This window comes from Bifidobacterium sp. SKU, from assembly GCF_026016405.1.
Lineage (GTDB): Bacteria > Actinomycetota > Actinomycetes > Actinomycetales > Bifidobacteriaceae > Bifidobacterium > Bifidobacterium bifidum.
In genome coordinates this window covers 1,061,478-1,081,572 of record NZ_CP092890.1, presented here as the reverse complement: position 1 = coordinate 1,081,572, position 20,095 = coordinate 1,061,478, and the positions used below count along the sequence as shown (strand labels likewise).

General features: G+C 62.0%; 15 protein-coding genes and 3 pseudogenes. 7 read left to right on the top strand and 11 right to left on the bottom strand.

Features of this window, described 5'->3' with window-relative positions:
* Positions 1 to 99: 99 nt before the first annotated feature.
* The 7 genes and pseudogenes from MMB49_RS04560 to MMB49_RS04535 all read left to right on the top strand — a co-directional run bounded on the left by MMB49_RS04560 (position 100) and on the right by MMB49_RS04535 (position 4,342).
* Complete coding sequence (locus MMB49_RS04560; protein ID WP_082247888.1) at positions 100 to 435, top strand: Abi family protein; 336 nt, start codon at positions 100 to 102, stop codon at positions 433 to 435.
* A gap of 190 nt (positions 436 to 625) precedes the next feature.
* A pseudogene (locus tag MMB49_RS09655) lies at positions 626 to 730 on the top strand (hypothetical protein); the annotation flags it as partial.
* A 60-nt stretch (positions 731 to 790) separates the two neighbouring features.
* Positions 791 to 1,141: a helix-turn-helix domain-containing protein gene (locus MMB49_RS04555; RefSeq protein ID WP_265067864.1), complete on the top strand. Its 351-nt coding sequence runs from the start codon at positions 791 to 793 to the stop codon at positions 1,139 to 1,141.
* A gap of 152 nt (positions 1,142 to 1,293) precedes the next feature.
* A complete protein-coding gene (gene istA, locus MMB49_RS04550; protein ID WP_047271245.1) occupies positions 1,294 to 2,793 on the top strand; it encodes an IS21 family transposase in 1,500 nt (499 codons plus the stop codon).
* Positions 2,790 to 3,569 (top strand): IS21-like element helper ATPase IstB, encoded by a 780-nt coding sequence (gene istB, locus MMB49_RS04545; protein ID WP_015439062.1) that lies wholly within the window; start codon positions 2,790 to 2,792, stop codon positions 3,567 to 3,569. Before istA ends, istB begins: the two co-directional genes overlap by 4 nt.
* Positions 3,570 to 3,693: 124 nt before the next feature.
* Positions 3,694 to 3,930, top strand: a pseudogene (locus tag MMB49_RS04540) (transposase); the annotation flags it as partial.
* A gap of 61 nt (positions 3,931 to 3,991) precedes the next feature.
* Entirely contained in the window at positions 3,992 to 4,342 is a 351-nt protein-coding gene (locus MMB49_RS04535) for a transposase (protein WP_320109769.1), read from the top strand.
* A 25-nt stretch (positions 4,343 to 4,367) separates the two neighbouring features.
* Here MMB49_RS04535 and MMB49_RS04530 read toward each other — a convergent pair.
* The 11 genes and pseudogenes from MMB49_RS04530 to MMB49_RS04480 all read right to left on the bottom strand — a co-directional run.
* Positions 4,368 to 5,006 (bottom strand): annotated as a pseudogene (locus tag MMB49_RS04530) (SPFH domain-containing protein); the annotation flags it as partial.
* 127 nt (positions 5,007 to 5,133) lie between these two features.
* Positions 5,134 to 5,361 carry a transposase gene (locus MMB49_RS04525; RefSeq protein ID WP_052773318.1) on the bottom strand — a complete coding sequence of 76 codons (228 nt, stop codon included), beginning with the start codon at positions 5,359 to 5,361 and terminating at the stop codon, positions 5,134 to 5,136.
* 159 nt (positions 5,362 to 5,520) lie between these two features.
* Entirely contained in the window at positions 5,521 to 6,471 is a 951-nt protein-coding gene (gene bsh, locus MMB49_RS04520) for a choloylglycine hydrolase (RefSeq protein ID WP_013389832.1), read from the bottom strand.
* Positions 6,472 to 6,608: 137 nt separating this feature from the next.
* The gene (locus MMB49_RS04515; RefSeq protein ID WP_241958044.1) at positions 6,609 to 7,238 is read right to left on the bottom strand and encodes a sel1 repeat family protein; all 630 of its coding nucleotides are present in this window, start codon (positions 7,236 to 7,238) and stop codon (positions 6,609 to 6,611) included.
* Between the two features lie 97 nt (positions 7,239 to 7,335).
* Complete coding sequence (locus MMB49_RS04510) at positions 7,336 to 8,208, bottom strand: nitrilase-related carbon-nitrogen hydrolase (protein ID WP_047272125.1); 873 nt, start codon at positions 8,206 to 8,208, stop codon at positions 7,336 to 7,338.
* A gap of 70 nt (positions 8,209 to 8,278) precedes the next feature.
* The gene (locus tag MMB49_RS04505) at positions 8,279 to 9,145 is read right to left on the bottom strand and encodes an ABC transporter ATP-binding protein (RefSeq protein WP_047272138.1); all 867 of its coding nucleotides are present in this window, start codon (positions 9,143 to 9,145) and stop codon (positions 8,279 to 8,281) included.
* Between the two features lie 151 nt (positions 9,146 to 9,296).
* Positions 9,297 to 10,547, bottom strand: a complete 1,251-nt coding sequence (gene glgA / locus MMB49_RS04500) for a glycogen synthase (protein WP_003812943.1) — start codon at positions 10,545 to 10,547, stop codon at positions 9,297 to 9,299.
* Positions 10,548 to 10,696: 149 nt separating this feature from the next.
* Positions 10,697 to 11,170, bottom strand: a complete 474-nt coding sequence (locus tag MMB49_RS04495) for a hypothetical protein (protein ID WP_003812941.1) — start codon at positions 11,168 to 11,170, stop codon at positions 10,697 to 10,699.
* A gap of 347 nt (positions 11,171 to 11,517) precedes the next feature.
* The gene (locus MMB49_RS04490) at positions 11,518 to 13,050 is read right to left on the bottom strand and encodes a glutamate synthase subunit beta (RefSeq protein WP_047272123.1); all 1,533 of its coding nucleotides are present in this window, start codon (positions 13,048 to 13,050) and stop codon (positions 11,518 to 11,520) included.
* A gap of 1 nt (position 13,051) precedes the next feature.
* Positions 13,052 to 17,623 carry a glutamate synthase large subunit gene (gene gltB / locus MMB49_RS04485; protein WP_047272136.1) on the bottom strand — a complete coding sequence of 1,524 codons (4,572 nt, stop codon included), beginning with the start codon at positions 17,621 to 17,623 and terminating at the stop codon, positions 13,052 to 13,054.
* 279 nt (positions 17,624 to 17,902) lie between these two features.
* A complete protein-coding gene (locus MMB49_RS04480) occupies positions 17,903 to 19,993 on the bottom strand; it encodes an elongation factor G (protein WP_047272121.1) in 2,091 nt (696 codons plus the stop codon).
* Positions 19,994 to 20,095 lie beyond the last annotated feature (102 nt).

Sequence of the window (20,095 nt, the reverse complement as noted above, 5' to 3'; positions counted from 1 at the left end):
AAAAAGATTCTTCCAACACCATGAGCCGGCAGACACCACACTGCTAAGGCATGTTTCAAGTTACAATTAACCCTTATAACTTCAGCGAATAAGGATGCAATGAAAACACTGGATGAACTTATGCAGCATCTATGCGATAACGGCATCGCATGCTCTGGTGAATTGCAAAAAAGAGAATTGAAAAACCTGGGGTATTATCACGGCTATAAGGGGTGCCGATTCGCTGGCATTGCAAAGAATCGTCTTCACTTGCAGTCCTTCGAGCAAATTTCATCATTGAATTCTTTTGATATGGCGTTGAAATCTTTAATTTACCCTCGGATCATCGCCGTGGAAACCACTTTGAAGAATTACACATTGGAAGAAGTTCTTCAAGATGCAGAGTCACCATTTCTGGCTCTTGTGTTGTTTTCGTGGGTGTCGTCTCATCGTTGAGCCGTTGATTATGAGGGTGTGAGGGGCGTTTCCTGTAGGTTTGTTTTTCGACCAAGAAAAAGAACCACAGAAAACGCCTTATGAAGAACATATTCAAACGTTTGCTCAACGTCAAGGGCATGGTCGTCGAGGACGTGTCCATCGTCGATTCCCCACTGCGCGACGCTCCGGTCCTAGTGGCGCGCGTCAGGTGCAGGAAGGCCGCGTTGCGTTGCTCGCGCTGCGGGCGCAAATATGCCCGAAATACGACGACGGGGGCGGCGAAAGGCGTTGGCGGCACCAGGACTTCGGCTGCTATCGGGTCGAGCTCGTGGGTCCGGCTCCGCGTGTGGAATGCCGTGTGCATGGCGTGGTGGTGTCGCGGGTTCCGTGGGCGGAGCCGGGCAGCCGGTTCACGCGCGACTTCGAGCTGGAATGCACGTGGCTGATGACGGTCGCCAACAGGAAGACCGTGAGCGGTTTCCTGCATGTCGCGTGGAGGACCGCGGGCGACATCGCCGGACGGGTCGCCGGCCGGCCGGAATCCGGCATGCCATGCATGTTCGACGGGCTCACGGCGATCGGCGTGGACGAGACCAGCCACAGGAAAGGCCACACGTACATCACCGTCGTCGTCGACCACGAACGCAAGCGGGTGATTTGGGCGCACGACGGATACGGCAAACAGGTCCTCGACCTGTTCTTTGTTTATGTTCAATGGTTTTAAGACCGGTTGAGCGTTTGGTTTTTAGTCCGAAAGAGCGGTAGGAATTAGTCCATTTCATCGTTGATGGAAAACAAGTGACACCGGTCTGTCGTTATCGATTAGTTTCCCGAGTTGAAAAAACAACCATTGACGGTTCTCGGGAAAGGAAAGGAATGACCATACCGGTGTCGGTTCAACAACGTATCAGGCTCCTTGACCAGCAGGGAACGCCATGGCGAGCCATCGCCCGTGATTTGAACGTGTCCAGGGACACGGTCAGGAAATACGCCTTGATGGAGGATTGCTCGCCCAAACCCAAACCATCGACCACGCGGCCGAGGAAACTCGACGGGTTCACGCCCGTGATCGACGAGTGGTTGCAAGCGGACCGGTTCATGCCCCGCAAGCAGCGCCATACCGCCAAACGCGTGTACGACAGACTCGTCACGGAGAAAGGGTTCACCGGCTCGTATTCCGCGGTGCAGCGTTACGTGAAGCAATGGCGTCAAGAACATCGTCCCGCCTGTGACGGGTTCATGGAGCTGGAATGGCGGCCCGGGGTCATGCAGGTCGATTTCGGCGAGGCCGTGGTGGTGCTGGCGGGCGTGAAAACCAAGGTGCATTGCCTGGTGGCGTCGTTTCCGTATTCGAACAAGCGTTACGTGGTCGCGTTGCCTGGCGAGAACGCGCAATGCGTGTGCGAGGGATTGGTCGAGATCTTCGAGCATATCGGCCTGGTTCCGATGGTGTTGGTGATGGATAACGCCACAGGGGCCGCGCACCGGACCGCTTGGGACAAGATCACGATCGTCGGGCTCTTCCAGTTGTTCCTGGAGCATTACCGGATCGAGGCCAGGTTCTGCAATCCCAGGAGCGGTTGGGAGAAAGGCAGCGTGGAGAACGCGGTCGGGTTCCTGCGCCGCAACCTCATGGTCCCGTTGTTGAACGTCGAGTCCTATGCGCAGTTAAGCAAGCATCTGCTGTCGCGGTGTGACGAACTCGGCAACGACAAGCATTACCGGGCTGATGAAAGCGTGAACGACTTGTTCGAAGAGGACCGGGCGGGCATGCGGCCATTGCCGCGCGTGCGCTTCGACGCGGTCGATTGGCAGGAACGGCGCGCCGACAAGGAAGGTGTCATACAGGTCGGTTCGTATCGTTACCTCGCGGGCCCGGCCTGGCGTAGCTGGCCGCTATTGGTGGGATTGCGCGCGTTCGACGTGGAGATCCGTACCCGCGACGGCCGCAAGGTGGCCTCGCTGCCCAGGGCTTATGGCGAGCAGGCCGGTACGGTGCGTAGCCCGTCGTCGCTGCTGCCGGCATTGGCGCGCAAGCCACGCGCGTGGGGCGAATCACCCGTGCGCGGTGATTTTCCCGAGGGCCTGAGAACCCTGATCGACGCGCAGGACTCCGCCCGGCGCAAGGCCACGTTCCGCTTGTTGGAGCGCGTGGGTGCCGCTTGCGGTTTCGACGTGGCCTGCAAAGCCGCGGAACACATCATCGGCCAGGGCAGACCGATCGACGAGGCAGCCCTGAGCATCATGGCCAGACGGATAGCGTCCGGCGAGGCGCCGGCCGATGTTCCCGCGCCCGACCTGAGCGTGTACGACGACTTCATGAAAACAGGCGATGGCGATACGCTCAAGGAGCGGGAAGGAGGGAAGGACCGATGAGCCGGATCCAGAACCCCGCGCCGGACGCCACCCGACGCCGCGCGTCCACGAACAGGAAAATGGAAACGATCATGCGATTGGCGCGCCGACTGCCGTTGACCAGGCAAGTGCTCGCCGACCAGCTCGAAACCGCGACCCCGTCGCAAATGGAGTTCATGGACCAATGGATGAACGCGGAGATCGAGTCCAGGGAACGATCGAAACGATCCCGGCTGCTCAAGCAGGCCGGTTTCCCGGCCGTCAAGACATTGGACGGCTATGACTGGGAGAACATTCGTTTTCCGGTGGATTGGGGCAGGCGGTCGCTTGAATCATTGGAGTTCGCGAGCCGTCCGGAGGATGTGGTCATGTTCGGACCTCCCGGCACGGGCAAAACCCATCTGGCGATGGCGTTGGGAAGGAAGGCCTGCCTGGAAGGCATGACGGTACGGTTCTTCACCGCCGCTGGCCTGGTCATGCGCTTGTTGCACGCCAGCACGGAAGGCAAACTCGACAGGGAAATCGCGTCCATCGGCAAGGCCCGCCTGTTGATCATCGACGAGTTGGGCTACGTGCCGATCGACGAGGAAGGCAGCCGGTTGTTGTTCCAGGTCATCACCAACGCGTACGAGATGCAATCCATCGTTTACACCACGAACATCGAGTTCAGCGGGTGGGGCCGGGTGTTCGGGGATCCGAACATGGCCGCGGCGATCATCGACCGGACCGTGCATCACGGCAGGATGCTCAGGTTCGAGGGCGAGTCCTATCGCAGGACTCATGCTCTTATGCAATGAAACAATAAAACACGAGCAATGACAGGCCAGTTCCGAACTGGACTAAAACCTACCGCTTTTTCGGAAGGAAAACTCACGCCACACTGGCCTATAACAACTTGACAAAACACAGTTCTTCGAAGAATTGACGCCGGAGCAGCGCGCCTCCATCAGGATCGTCACCGGCGACGGCGCCAGGTGGATCGACTCGTCCGTCGCCGGATACTGCCCGAACGCGGAGCGCGTGCCCGACTCATTCCACATCGTCTCCTGGATGACCGACTGCCTGGACCGGGTCAGGAAACGGTTGCGGAACCAGGCCAGGCGAGCGAAGGACAAGACGGCCGCGGAGGCGATGAAGGGCCTGAAATACGCCGTGCTCAGAAACCCCGGCGACTTGACCGAGCGCCAATCCACGGCCCTCGCCACGCTCGCCGGCGTGGATCCCAAGGGGCCAGCTCTACCGCTCCTGGCAGCTCAAGGAACTCCTGCGCACGCTCCTGCACCAGCCCGCCGGCCAAGCCGAGGGGGAACTCAAACGATGGATCAACTGGGCCAGCCACTCGCGCATCCCCGAGATCGTCGAACTATGCAGGAAGATCCGCAGGCGCCGGGACGACATCCTCAGAACCATCCGACCCGGCCACTCCAACGCGCGACTGGAGGCGTTCAACAACAGGATCAAGGTCACCATACGCATGGCCTACGGCTTCCACCACGTCGACAACCTCATCGCCATGATCAAACTCAAATGCTCCGGCCTACCCATCCGATTGCCGGTCCCCGTCCTCTAAACCCACGAAAACAGCAGAAGCCTCATTTTTTCATCGCCTCGACTTGTTCTTCCACAGACATGGATGCCGTGTGAGAGGCGGGAGCAGCGGCTTCCGGTGCCGGAGTAGGCGCCGGCGCTTGAACCGGGGCGGCGGTCATAGGATTGATGGCTTGCGCCATATTCATGCCCAGTAACATGCCGCCATCGCCAAAGCCGTTGTCTTGGATGCCTTGCGCAATGCGCTGCTGGGCAGCCATATTGCCATCTTGCTGGGAAACGCCCTCGTATGCGGCAACATTCATCCTATTCGAGGCGAACTGCTGCACGAGTTGACGTGATTGCTCGGTGAGCTCGATGCTTTCGATGCCCACGCTGAACACTTCAAAGCCAAAACGATCATTCCACGTACCTACATTCGCCCGATCGCCACGCACGCATGCTGCGATGTCATTCGCCTTGCCGAGCAATTGCGAAATACGATATTCATTGGACAACGAATTGATGGCCACAATAAACGACTGTACGAATTCAGACAGAATCTGCCTACGTGGCCCTTCATCATCGAATGAATACGACACGGTAGTGGCGGGCACAAAGTTACGTACGAATCGAACTGGATCAGTGACCTTTAGCGACATGGATTCGCGTGCGCGAATTTCCAAATCGACGCCATAGAACCGGTCCGCCCTCGGATACCGGAGCCCAAAGGAATTCACCGAACAGGGACTTGTCCTCTAAGAAACCGTCTAACACACCGTTGCCAATCCACGATGCTCGCGATCCCGTGCCTGGCCATGGCCTCCGTCTTGGTCATGCCGTTCTCGACGTGGTCGCGCGCCGCGGCGACCTTCGTCTCCCAATCATAGCGTCTGCCGCCGCCTCGCCGTTGGATCTGTACAGCCTGATCCAGTTTCTCGCGGTATACGCCAGCATGGCAAGCCGTCTGGCGAGCGCGTCCCTGCCGGCTCCGGCCTTGATGAGTGCCAGCGCCTCGCGCCGGAACCCGTCGTCGTAACGCCTCCTTCGATCCTCACGCATACGAAAGAACCGCACCTCCGATCATCGAATCTGAATTTCTTCAGTCCAACAATCGGGGTGCGGTTCAGGTTGCGACGTTGTGCACTTTTATGCTGTCCATATAGTGCGATCACTGCGGAATCTTTGGAACTGGAATCTTCGAACTCGAAATTCCCGGAATCAGTCGGCGGTGATCAGCTCGCTCGAATCCATGTCGAAGTCGGACATGGCAAACGAGCGGATCGCCGGATCCTCATACGTGTTCATGTAATACGTGTTGGTTTTCCCGGAATAGCCACTGGTGAACAGCGTGCGCTCGAACTGGCCGTTGCCCATCTTGGACATGCCGTCAACCATTTGCACGGAAACCAGCGTGTGGAACAGACGAGACACATTAGCAGCCTCGTTGTTCTGCTGCGGATAGTGCGTGTTGGTGTAGGCGACGCGTACGAAACGCGACGGCGAACTCACGTCACCGGGAATGCCGTGCATGCTCACGCCGGCACCCCATGCGCTCAGTTCCGCCTTGCCCCAAGTGGTCGGCTCCGCCATTTCGTTGCTCACACACATGTAGTTGCGCAGGTTTTCCATATGAAAGTCGAAGGTCGGCTGGTTGGTAAGCACGTCCACATCGTCATGATGAATGTGCATGCCGTCAGCCATCTGCTCGACGACGATGCTGCGGGTGCCGTCACCAATGAACCAGTGCAGCAGGGATTCCTGCTGGCCGGGCACGACCTGCGAAACGAGCGTCACGTTCTTCAACGCCTCTTCGACTTCGTCGACACTGTCGAAATTGCGCGCCACCCACAGCGGGAATTCGAAGGTAGCGACGTTTTCGGTTCCTTCGACCGGCTCGTGTGCAAAGGAGGCGTACCCAGGGAAGTTCAGTCCGGCAATGGCCAGACCATGCTCGTTGGCGCAGTCGAAATACATGGGGCGGTCGACCATGACCACGCCCACGCCGATCACCGCATTCGGTTCGCTTTTACCTTCGGCCCCATACACATAGTCGTACTGGTAGCCTCGCGGAGTGACCAGAATGGTCTCGCCGTAGGAGAAGCTCCAGTCGAGATTACGGCCGAAATACATGTTTCCCTCATCGTCGGAGAAACGAACACCAGTGCACATATGGACTCCTTTCCATGATTTGCCGTGATTTTCTTGCTTGCGTGTTCATGGTAAGCGTCACTTGCTGGGAAAATCTTAAGTTTTGCCCGCGGAAGAATCTGCTTTGACTACCTCATCCATAGTATCGTCCTCCTCAATCATGTATTTCGTGTAAAATGTGCCTGCCGCAATCCGTCACACATGTACGCCCGCAGGAACATGTCGAGCGCCTTCGCATGATCAGCCGCACAGCCTCTGCCCTCGGCCAGCATGTCTCCCAGCTTGTAGCAGCCCTCCGCGATCTCCGCTTCGGCCGCATGACAAAAGCACTCGTATGCCAAAACGTCCGTATCCGGTTTGGGTGGAACTTCGCCGGAATTGTTGTAATACGAGCGGAAGTACCTACCCTCGCAGCGGTCGTACGCGTACACGTACCCCAGGCACAGCCATCCGATCGCATTGCCGCGGCCGGCCGCGTGCCGGTAAAGGATCTCGGCGGCTCTGAAACAGTCGACCCGCTTCTGCCGTTCCGATGCGGCGGTATAGTGCATGCCCTCCTCGTAGTACATGCCGCCGAGGCCCAGAGCAATCGACCCGTCCGGATCGCTGATGTCGGCCGTGGTGCATTCGTCGTCTTCATCGAAGATATCGTCGTAGTACGGCACGCCCGCTTCCGCCTCGTTCGCATGACCGATGCCGACCGGGCTGATTCGCGCGATTTGCGCTTCCGACAAGCGCGACACGCCCGGATTGCTCAGCACAATCGTCAGGGGATCACTGAAGTACAACGGTGCACTTTGACATTCGTGCAGCGCAATCCGGGCGTGTCGTGCGACGCGTGTGGCCGATTCCCGGGCCGCATGCGCGTCATACGGGAAATTTGTGTCAATCCCGCAATTGCGGGTCTGCGAAGCGTCGGTTCTCCAGAACCGGCAGCGTGCGTCGCGCGGATTCGAGAACTTCTCGGTGCAGCCGGGCAATCAGCATTCCGGCCTGTCCGTCCGCCTCGCCCTGTCCGTCACCCGCCTGCGCGATGACCTCGCCCAGCGGGTCAATGACACGGCTGCAGCCGATGTTGCGTGCGCTCACCTCGCTGCATGCCAGTACGTAGCACGTGTTTTCCAGCGCACGCGCGGCGGTCATCAGCTTCCAATGTCGCTCCTTCAAACGCCCGCGCACCCATGCCGCACTGACGATGATCACATCGGCGCCGCGCACGGCCAGCGACCGCGCGACTTCGGGAAATCTCACGTCATAGCAGGTCATGACGCCGACATGCCAGCCGTCGATCTCGACGATTGGCGGCAGCTCGATACCGGGGCGAACCGTATCGGACTCCCGCGCGGCGAATGCATCATAGAGATGCAGCTTCCGATAGGTCGCGATAAGAGCCCCGTCACGGATGACGACGAAAACGTTGGAGACCCGGGAATCCGTTGCGCAAGACGCCGGCTTGTCCGGCACCGCATCAGCCGCGCCGGACACAGCATGAACCGCGCCCATCAGCGTAATATGACGCTCTTCGCTGATCCGTCTCAGGCCGGTGACGAACGGCCCGTCTAGTGGTTGCGCGTGTGCGGCCGCGAACATGTCATCATCGCCGTCACGCGCGATCAGCCCTTCCGGAAGCACCAGCAAGCGGGCACCGGCATCCGCGGCCTGCCAGGCATATCCGTCGATAATGTCAAGGTTCCATTCCGGCTCCCGGCGAACCGTGAACTGAGCTACGGCGACCTTCAGCTCTTGCGTGCCATTCATGGCTACCGTTATATCAGATGCGCAGGCATGGTTCCTCATGAATCCCGCCAGCGACCGATACGCCTCGGTCTCACACCGCGAACGCCGACCAGCGCCCGTGCGTGTGTTGCACCTCGATCGGCATGCCGAACAGCTCCGACAGTCGCTCGTCGGTCAGGCCGGCCTCCAGTGGACCGGTGTAGACGATGGTGCCGGCGGACGGGTTGCCCATCGCGTCAATGCCGTCGTTGGTGGCGTCCTCGGCGGAGACCGGCTTGCGTCCCATGATGGCGATGTGGTCGAAGCCCGCGGGAATCTCCTCAAGTCGATGGGTGACCAGCACCACGGCACGCCGCGAATCCTCTTCGCCGATACGGCTCAGGGTGCGCATCGCCTGCTCGCGGCCGCCCAGGTCAAGGCCAGTGGTCGGCTCATCCATGATGAGCAGTTCGGGGTCGCCCATCAACGCGCGGGCGATGAGCACGCGGGTGCGCTCGCCCTCGGAGAGCCGCCACATCTCCTTGCCTTCGAGATAGGAGACGCGGAAGTCGCGCAGCAGCTGTCGCGCCCGCGCATACTCCTCGTCAGTATAGGTGTCGCGCCACCGTCCGGTCACGGCGCTCAGGCCCGTGACGACGGCGTCCAGCGGATCCTCGAATTCGGGAAACTGCCGGCCGAGGTCGGCCGAAGCCAGACCGATGCGCGTGCGCAGTTTGAATACGTCGTATTTGCCGAGCTGATGGCCGAGGATGAATACGCGACCGTCCGAGGGGAACGTGCGCGTGGCGAGCATGCCGACCGCGGTGGATTTGCCGATGCCGTTCGGCCCGAACAGCACCCATCGCTCCCCCGCGTGGATGATGAGGTTCACGTCTGTGATGATGACGCGCCGGTTGCGGCGGAATTCGACGTTGTCGAGCTTGAGGACTTCGTTGTCGGCGGTGTCGGTCGTGGGCATGTTGTGGTTCCTTGTCGTGGGGAGGTTTGCCGGCAGTGCGGGTTTGGAATGGTTGCGGTAATTCGCGAAGCCGTGCCATCCGGTCATGCCGCGCATTACGGCCCCGCAGGCGGGGGCATCATTCCTTGCCCCCGCCTGCGTCGGATCGCCGTTACTTGTTCTGCTCGTCGAGGACGGACTGGTAGACGGCCACGGTCTTGTCGGCGATGGACTCCCAGCTGAAATGGTCGCGGGCGCGCTCGTAGCCCGCCTGGCCCATCTTCTTGGCGAGTTCGGGGTCGGCCATGATCTTGTCGATGGCGGCGGCCATGTCATGCACGAACTTGTCGGGATCGGTGGGCGTGCCGGTACCGTCGCGCAGCTGGTCGATCGGCACCAGATAGCCGGTCTCGCCGTCGACGACGACCTCGGGAATGCCGCCGGTGGCGGAGGCGACTACGGGCAGGCCACAAGCCATGGCTTCCAGATTCACGATGCCCAGCGGCTCATAGATGCTCGGGCAGATGAACGCGTCACAGCCATGCTCCAGCGCGTTGAGCTCCGGACGAGGCAGCATCTCCTCGATCCAGATGATGTTGCCGCGTTCCTCGTCGAGCTTGGCGAACGCGGTCTTGACCTCCTCGGCGATCTCCGGGGTGTCCGGGGCGCCGGCGCACAGCACCACCTGAATGTCCTTGGAGATCAGGTGCAGCGCCTTGAGCAGGTATGGCAGGCCCTTCTGACGGGTGATGCGGCCGACGAACAGCAGCGTAGGCTTGCTGCGGTCGATGTGGTAACGGTCGAACACGGCCCAGCCCGGGTCGTCGTCGGCCGGCGTGGCGAAGTCGCTCATGGTGATGCCGTTATGCACCACGACGACCTTGTCGGGGTCGAGGTTCGGGTACGCGGCGAGGATGTCCTCGCGCATGCCGCCGGAGACGGCGATGACGCGGTCGGCATGCTCGTAGGCGTCCTTTTCGGCCCAGGAGCTCAGATTATAACCGCCGCCGAGCTGCTCGCGCTTCCACGGGCGGAACGGCTCCAGCGAATGTGCGGTGATGACCAGCGGCGTACCGTGCAGCATCTTGGCGAGGTATCCGGCCAGGCACGCATACCAGGTGTGCGCGTGGGCGATGTCGGCGTCGACGTCGTTGGCTATCTGCAGATCAACGCCGAAGGTCTTCAGCGCCGGATTCGCGTCGGCCAGCTCAGAGGGCGTTCCATAGCCCACGACCTTCAGGCTGCCCTTCGTCGAGCCATCTCCGGGGATGGCGGGTGCATCGGCTTCGGTGCGCGGTCCGTCGAACGCACGGACGGTCACGTCGACCCGCTCGGCCAGCACCTTCGAGAGCTCTTCCGCGTGCACGCCTGCGCCACCATAGACATACGGCGGGTATTCGCGGGTGAGGATATCAACTTTCACGATTAAGGCCTCCTTCGTCGGTAACCTTGTTTGCGGCTACTGCCATATATAACTTTAGGGCATTGCACGTCGAAAAAACGCACAATGCCCATGTTCGTGTTGGCGAAAAAACACACCATAATACCAGGTAACTACCGGATACCAGACTCTCACACAGCGGTGCCGTTGGCGTCCAGGTTCGGGTTGTTGCGGTAGTTGCCGGCCGTGAAGAACAGGCTGAGCACACCGACGACGAACACGACGGACACGGTCAGGATCAGCCACAGCGGATGCGTGGGCAGCCACATCACCACGAAGAACGCGATGACCGACAGCGCGATCAGCGTCCAGCTGCCGACACGGAACCACTGCCGCACGGAGTGCGGTGCCTTGAACGCCTTGGGATCCTGATAGTTCGGGTTGGCCTCGAACACCGACTCCACTTCCTCATCGACCTCGGTGCGAGCGCTGGGCTTCCACACGCCGCTGTCATCCACGCCCTCCTGAATACGGCGGGACTTCTCCTGAAGCGCGTACTCGTCGAGCATGCCGGATCGGGCACGGCCACGGGTCTGGTCGTACTGCGACGGGACTCCCCGACGCTGATCTTTTGCTGCTTTGCGGCGTTCGGCACGGTTAGGCATCGTTACTTCTCCTGCTCGTTTGTGGATAACACTCCTATGTACTGTACTCCAAGCCGTGCCGTAGCGGCGGTTCGACTCGCACGACGAGACAGATCCGCAATCGTTGGCAATCACGACGTCCGAGCCGTGGCCGCGACACGTACCACCCCGCACATAGCCGGCCTCCTTCTGCGGCTCACCCACACATGAGCGGGCCATTCCTCCGGCGAAAACCCACCGGCACACAACAGGACGGGACTTTCGCCAGAAGTAGGGAACGCCCGATATGCGACTGGGGGCCGGAAGTCCCTTGAAGAGACTTCCTGCCCCCAGTAGATGTCGGTACGGCGAACCGCCGGACTATCGAATCATCGCGGCAGCATCATCGGACGCTGGGATGCGGTGATCGGCGCGGGCAGCTCGGTGACGCCGGTAAGGTACTCATCGACGGCGGCCGCGCAGGAGCGGCCCTCCGAAATGGCCCACACGACCAGGCTCTGGCCGCGGCCCGCGTCGCCGGCAACGAACACGCCATCCTGAGAGGTGGCGAACTTGTCGTTGCGGGCCACGTTACCGCGCTTGTCCAATTCGACAGGCAGCTGGTCGAGCAGCGTGGAGGTGTCCGGGTGCAGGAAGCCGACCGAGATGAGCACCAGATCTGCGGGCAGCACGCGTTCGGTACCGGGCTGGCGGGTGAACGGACCGTTCTCCCCCGGTGCCACATCCACGACCTTCAGACCGGTGACGTGGCCGTTCTCGTCGGCCACGAATCCTTCGGACGCGGTGGAATCCTCAATGTGCACACGGGCCTGTTCCTCGTCGGAGCCGACGAAGTTGACAGAATCGGTGCTGTACACGTAAGTGCCGCCCTCCTCCATCGAGGAGGTCTTCTGGTAGAGACGCGCGAACGTCGGCCACGGCTGGTTGTCCGGGCGCTCGTCCGGCTCCTTCGGCATGATCTGCAGCACGGTCACGTCCTTCGCGCCTTGACGGATGGAGGTGCCGAGGCAGTCGGAACCGGTGTCGCCACCACCGATGATGATGACGTGCTTGTCCTTGGCGGTGATGTCGTGCACGGGCTTTACGCCGTACACGCGTCGGGTCGCGTCGGGCAGGAACTCCATCGCGAAGTGAATGCCCTTGAGCTCGCGGCCGGGAATCTTCATGTCACGCGGCACAGTGGAGCCGATAGCGACGACCACGGCGTCATAGCGGTCGCGCAAATCGTCCCAGCTGATGTCCTTGCCGATCTCCACGCCCGTGCGGAAGCGGGTGCCTTCGGCCTCCATCTGCTTGATACGACGGTCGATCAGTCGCTTGTCGAGCTTGAAGTTCGGGATGCCGTAGCGCATCAGACCGCCGATGGCGTCATCGCGCTCATAGACGACGACCGTGTGGCCGGCTCGGGTGAGCTGCTGGGCGCATGCCAGACCGGCGGGGCCGGATCCGACGACCGCCACGGTCTGGTCGGTCAGACGCTGCGGAGGCATGGGCTTGACGATATCCAGACCCCATGCCTGGTCGATGATCGTCTGCTCGTCGAGCTTGATCATCGTCGGCGGCTGGTGGATGCCGAGCACGCACGCCTTCTCGCACAGTGCCGGGCAGATGCGTCCGGTCACTTCGGGGAAGTTGTTGGTGGTGGACAGACGATTGTAGGCGTCCTCCCACTTCTCCTGACGAACCAGATCGTTGAACTCGGGGATGATGTTGCCGAGCGGGCATCCGATCATGCAGAAAGGAGTGCCGCAATCCATGCAGCGGGCGGCCTGTTCGGTGGTCCACGGCTGCAAGCCGGACTCAGCATGGACGTCAAGCCAGTCCTTGATGCGCTCCTCGACGGGGCGTTCCGCCAGTTCGCGACGGGTACGGACCTTCAGGAATCCTCTGGGATCTCCCATGTCAGTGCGCTCCTTCCATCACCTGCTCGTACACCTGTTCCCAGGCGCCGGGCGTGTTGAAATCGATATTGTCTTCCTCGGCCTTCGCCATGGCGGCGGTCATGGCCAGATAGTGTTCCGGCACCACGTGCGTGAACCGGGCGACGGTGTGCTTCCAATCCTTGAGGAGTCCGGCGGCGAATGCGGAACCGGTCTCTTCGACGTGACGCTTCACCAGATCGTGGACCAGTGCCTGTGCTTCGTCGTCCAGCGGTAGGAACAGCAGCGAGCCGTCCTTCGCCGCGGTCGGATTGACCTGGTTCATGTCCAGATCGAGCACGTACACGTTGCCGCCGGAGAAGCCGGCGCCGAAGTTGCGGCCCATGGAGCCGAGCACCACGACGGTGCCTCCGGTCATGTACTCGCAGCCGTGGTCGCCCACGCCCTCGACCACGAACGTGGCGCCGGAGTTGCGCACGCCGAAACGCTCGCCTGCACGGCCGGCCACGAACAGCTCTCCGGAGGTCGCGCCGAAACCGGTCACGTTGCCCGCGATGACGTTCTCGTGCGGGTCGAAGGTGACGCCGTCCTCGGGGCGTACGATCAGGCGTCCGCCCGACAGGCCCTTGCCGGCGTAGTCATTGACCTCGCCGTAGACGCGGATGGTCTCGCCACGCGGAATGAACGCGCCGATCGACTGGCCGCCGGCACCGTGGAACGTCATGTCGATGGTGCCGTCCGGCAGTCCTTCGGCACCGTAGCGGCGGGTGATCTCGTAGCCGACCATCGTGCCGAGCGTACGGTTGACGTTGCGGATCGGCATCTCGATGCGTACCGGCTCCTTGCGCTCCAGCGCGGGTTCGGCCATCTCGATGAGCTTGTTGTCGAGCGCCTTCTCCAGTTCGTGGTTCTGCTCGATGGTCTGGTGCAGAATCGTTCCGGGAACCGGGCCGGGCTGCATGAGCACGTTGCTCAGGTCGATGCCGTCGGACTTCCAGCGCTTGATCGCCTCGTTCTGGTCCAGGCATTCGACATGGCCGACGGCCTCCTCCAGCGTACGGAAACCGAGCTCGGCTAGCAGTTCGCGCACTTCCTCGGCGATGTACATGAAGAAGTTGATGACCGCTTCCGGCTTGCCCTTGAACCGGGCGCGCAGCTCGGGATCCTGGGTGGCGATGCCCTGCGGGCAGGTGTTCTTCTGGCACGCGCGCATCATGACGCAGCCCTCGACCATAAGCGCCGTGGTGGCGAAGCCGAATTCCTCGGCACCGAGCAGCGCGGCGATGACCACGTCGCGGCCGGTCTTGAGCTCGCCGTCGCACTGAACGACGATGCGGGAGCGCAGACCGTTCAGAATCAGCGTCTGCTGGGTTTCGGACAGGCCGATCTCCCACGGGGTGCCCGCGTGGCGAATCGCGTTGAGCGGCGCCGCACCGGTGCCGCCGTCATAGCCGGAGATCAGCACCACGTCGGCATGGCACTTGGCCACACCGGCCGCGATGGTGCCGACGCCGAACTCCGAGACGAGCTTGACGTGGATGCGCGCCTTCGGGTTGGCCATCTTCGCATCGTTGATCAGCTGCTTGAGATCCTCGATGGAGTAGATGTCGTGGTGAGGCGGCGGGGAGATGAGCTCCACGCCGGGGGTCGCGTGACGGACCTTGGCGATCCACGGCGGGACCTTGGCACCGGGCAGGTGGCCGCCCTCGCCGGGCTTGGCGCCCTGGGCGAGCTTGATCTGCAGGTCGGTGGCGTGCACCAGGTAATCGCTGGTGACGCCGAAGCGGGCGGATGCGATCTGCTTGATGCGGCTGTAACGCAGCGGATCCTCGATGCGGTCGTCGGATTCGCCGCCCTCGCCGGAGTTGGAACGCGCGTCGATCGTGTTCATGGCGATGGCGAGCGTCTCGTGCGCCTCTTGCGAGATGGAGCCGTAGCTCATTGCGCCGGTGGAGAACCGCTTGACGATCTCGGAGGCCGGCTCGACCTCGGAGATGTCGATCGGCTTGCGGTCGTGCTTGAACTTCATGAGTCCGCGCAGCGTCATAATGCGGTTCGACGTGTCATTGATGTGGTGCGAGTACTTCTTAAACATCTGGTAGTCGCCGCGAGCGGTCGACTGCTGCAGCAGGAAAATCGCCTCGGGGTCGTTCAGATGATCCTCGCCGGTGCGACGCCACTTGTATTCGCCGCCGGTTTCGAGGTTCATGTGCGGGGTGGCAGTCCACTGGTTCGGGTAGGCCACGCGGTGGCGAATCGCCACCTCCTCGGCCAGCTCGTCGAGCCCGATGCCGCCGACCTGCGAGACCGTGCCGGTGAAGTACTTGTCGACGATGTCCTTGCTCAGGCCGACCGCCTCGAACAGCTGCGCTCCGCGGTAGCTCATGATGGTGGAGACGCCCATCTTCGACATGATCTTCAGCACGCCGATGGACAGCGCCTTGGTCAGGTTCTTCACAGCTGTGTGCTCGTCGACCTTCAGGTAGCCGGTGCGGGCCAGGTCCTCGACGGATTCGAACGCCAGATACGGGTTGACGCATGCGGCACCGTATGCGATCAGCAGCGCGACATGATGGATCTCACGCACATCGCCGGCCTCGACGGCCATCGAGATCTGCGTGCGGGTGTGCTTGCGCAGCAGGTGGTGCTGCACGGCGCTGGTGAGCAGCAGTGACGGGATCGGGCCCCACGTGTGGTTGGAATCACGGTCGGACAGCACGATGAAGTTGCTGCCGCCCGCGATGGCCTCGTCGACTTCGGCAAAGATCTCCTCAAGGCGCTCGCCCAGCGCCTTGCCGCCGCCGGCCACCTGATACAGGCCCTTGACGACGAACGGACGGTAGTATCCGCCGAGCACCTTGGCCTTGTCGAGCCGCTTGAGCTGCGCCATCTCGTCGGAGTTGATGACGGGCAGCGGGATCAGGATCTTCTTGGCGTGCAGCTCGGAATCCTCCAGCAGGTTCGGCTCGGGGCCGATGGCGGATTCGAGCGAGGTGACGATCTCCTCGCGCTCCCAGTCCAGCGGAGGGTTGGTGACCTGCGCGAACTTCTGGTGGAAGTAGTCGAACAGCATGCGGCTGCGCTTGGAGAGCACCGGCAGCGGGTTGTCGTTGCCCATCGAGCCCAGCGGCTCTTTGCCGGTGTTGGCCATCGGCGTGAGCAGCATCTTGAGGTCTTCCTCGGTGTAGCCGAACGCGCGCTGACGACGCTGCACGGACTGGCCGGAATGGCTCACGTGCTCGCGCTGCGGCAGGTCGCTCATCTCCACGGAGTTGCCTTCGACCCACTTACGGTACGGGTGCTGCGAGGCAAGGTTCCTCTTGATCTCCTCGTCGGGGATGATGCGGCCCTCGTCGGTGTCGACAAGGAACATCTTTCCGGGCTCCAGACGGCCCTTGGAGACGATATGCTTGTCGTCGATCTCCGGCAGCACGCCGGCTTCGGAGGCGAGCACAAGGTAGCCGTCATCGGTGAGCTGCCAGCGGCCGGGGCGGAAGCCGTTGCGGTCGAGCAGGGCGCCCACCTGCGTGCCGTCGGTGAAGATGATGTCGGCCGGGCCGTCCCACGGTTCGATCAGCGTGTTGTTGTACTCGTAGAACGCGCGCACGTCGGGGTCGAGCTGGTCGTTGTTCTCCCATGCCGGCGGCAGCATCATCGAGATGGCGTGCGGCAGGGAGCGGCCGGCGAGGTGCAGCAGTTCGAGGCATTCGTCGAACGTGCCGGAATCCGAATAGCCGGGCGTGGTGATCGGCAGCAACGGCTCGAACTCGCCGAGCAGTTCGGAGCTCAGGCGGCCTTCGCGGGCCGACAGCCAGTTGCGGTTGCCCTGGATCGTGTTGATCTCGCCGTTGTGGGCGAGCAGGCGGAACGGCTGCGCGAGCGGCCAGCTCGGGAACGTGTTCGTGGAGAAGCGCGAGTGCACAATCGCGATCTTCGCCTTCATGCGCGAATCCGACAGGTCGGGGAAGAACGGGGTGAGCTGCATCGTGGTGAGCATGCCCTTGTAGGTGATGGTGCGGGCCGACAGCGACGCGAAGTAGATGCCGACCTCATGCTCGACGCGCTTGCGGATGCGGAAGGTCTTGCGGTCGAGCTCGATGCCCGCCAGCTTGCCTTCGGCGTCGGCGATGACCAGCGTCTTGAAGCTGGGCATCGAGGCGAGCGCCTGCAGGCCGAGCCCGTCCGGGTTGGTCGGCACCACTCGCCAGGCGAGCACTTCCAGACCCTCTTCGCGCACGATGCTCGCGATGGCCTGCTCCTGCTGGCCGGACGTGGCGATGTCGCGGTCGAGGAACGCGATGCCCGCCGCGTAATGGCCGGCCTCGGGCAGTTCGACGCCCGTGGTGGCCCGCATGAACTCGTCGGGCATGCTCATCAGGATGCCCGCACCGTCACCGGTGTTCTCCTCGGCGCCCACGGCGCCACGGTGGTTGAGATTGACGAGCACTTCGATGGCGTCGTCGATGATCTTACGTTCCGGCCGCTTGTTGAGTGTGGTGACCATACCTACGCCGCAAGCGTCATGTTCTGAGCTTGGGTCGTACAGACCTTGTGATTTATGTATGCTCAAATCGAGCGGGGCGTGGAAAGTCACCGAAACCACCTTCATATCGTTTTGGCAGGATCTTGACAACCTGCGGTTCTTTTGTTAGTGCGTAGGAAAGAGTACCGCTCGGCTATGTCAAACACGTTTCGCTGTCCATATACCGAGTCGAGGTGTTTGTCAATACCCAATTTCAATGTTACTCAAGCGATTCGGAAAATCTGCGGCACCCGTTTCGCATGTCAATGAGATGTCTCTTATGTGAATGGCGTGTTAAGTGTGACGAATATCACTGTCACTGCCGCCGGACCCCTTTGCCCGGCGAAGACGTCACTGCCCGGCGTCGTATGCGCGATCCAGATGCATGAAATCCGGCACCCGGTACCATTTGACCGTGTAACCGGCGCCATGCGCGCAGAACACCGAATCAGGGGTGTTTTCGAGATCGTCTCCCGGATCGTATCCCGCTTGTTCGATGACCTCGGCCGCATTGTGGCATGGCCGGTAGCAGTCGAACACGCACCCCAGATGGCCCGTGCCGTGGGTGTAGACGTTCACGTCCATGGCGTAGTCGCGCATCTCGGATACCGGGCAGACTCCCGCCAGCACGGCGAACTGGCCGTCCATCTCGGGTGGGTCGAACGTGCCCGACATGCGTTGTATGTCGGACATGGCCCGGCCGAGCATGTCCTGCGGGATGTCGAGCCGGAAGCGGTACCACGGTTCGAGCACCCGGCACCAGCCGGGATCACGGGCGGCCGCGGAGGCGAAGGCGCTGCCGTCCGACGGCTCCGATTCGTCCGTCCGGGCTGTTTTGGCATCGGCTACGGCCGCGTCTTCGGCGACGTCCTCCGCGGCGTCCTCGTCGAACAGGTCGTGCCGGGAGAAGTCTCCCTCGACCAGGGCGGTCATCAGCCCCTGTCGGATGGCCCGGTAGGTGGCTTGGCGGAAATCACCACCCTCCGTATGCTTCTCGTGCGCGCGGCCGGTGAGCAGCGTGAGCTTCATGTCGGTGATGGGGACGCCAATGAGCACGCCCAGATGCTCCTTCTCGGCGAAATGCGTCAGGATGAGCCTCTGCCAGTTGCGGGCCAGCACGTCTTCGGAACAGGATGTGGCGAAGGTCAGTCCGCTGCCCGGCTCGCCCGGCTCCAGCAGCACGTGCGCCTCGGCGTAGTGTCGTAGCGGCTCGAAGTGGCCGATGCCCTCCACCGCATGGGCGATCGTCTCCTTGTAGAGGATGGATCCGGGGCCGAAGCCGACGTTCAAGTTGAAACGGTCCCGCATGATCTGCTGGATGATCTCCAATTGAACCGCGCCCATGAGCTGCACATGGATCTCCTGCAGCCTCTCCTGCCATACCACATGCAGCAGAGGGTCCTCATCATCCAGTTCTCGCAGCGCGGTCAGGCAACGGTGAGGATCCTCCCCCTGCGGCAACAGCGTGTAGGTGAGCACCGGCTGCAGCACCGGGGCGTCGGCGTCGCACTGGTCGCCCAGCCCCTGACCGGGGCGGCTGTGCGTCAGGCCGGTGACGGCGCAGACCGAGCCGGCGGGCAGCGCATCGACCGTGGTGAATTTCGCACCGGAATACAGGCGCACCTGATCGGCCTTCTCGTCGCCGTCAAGCACCATCTTCGCCTTGATCTCTCCCCCGGTGACGCGCAGCCACGTCAGACGGTTGCCATGCTCGTCATGCGACACCTTATATACACGTGCCCCGAAACGAGCACCCGGTTCGATCTCCTTGGTATACCGTTCAAAGCCGGCGAGGAAGCCATCGATGCCCTCCATGGCGAGAGCGGACCCGAAGAACACGGGGAACAGTGAGCGCGCGGATATCATGGCTTTCAGCCGCTCGTCCGCGACGGCGCCGGAGTCCAGGAACTCGTTCATGGCCGATTCGTCGAGCATCGCGATGTCTTCCATCGACCGGGTCGGAGCGCCGTTCTCGAAGTCCACGCAGCCGTCGGAGAACCTGTCACGCAGCTGGGCGAGCAGTGCGGCCCGGTCGGCGCCGGGCGCGTCCATCTTGTTGACGAATATGAAGGTCGGCACGTTGTATCGCCGCAACAGGCGCCACAGCGTCTCGGTATGCCCCTGGATGCCGTCCGCCCCGGACACCACCAGTATGGCGTAATCCAGCACTGCCAGCACGCGCTCGGTCTCGGCGGAGAAATCGACGTGCCCCGGCGTATCGATGAGGGTGATCGTCAGATCGCCGGATCGGATGATGGCGGGCTCGGCGAATATCGTGATGCCTCGCGCTCGCTCCATCGCGTCGGTGTCGAGGAACGCATCGCCGTGATCGACGCGGCCGAGCCTGCGAATCTGCCCCGAACGGTAGAGCAGCGCTTCGGACAGCGTGGTCTTGCCCGCGTCCACATGAGCCAGAATGCCCGCGACGATGTGCTTTTTCATAGCGTCCATCCTATCGGCGGCGAGGACGTGACGGCGGGGAGCCTCGAGCCCCTCTCCGGTTTGCGAATTACGGGTCGAAAAAGCCGTTATCCGCAATTGGGT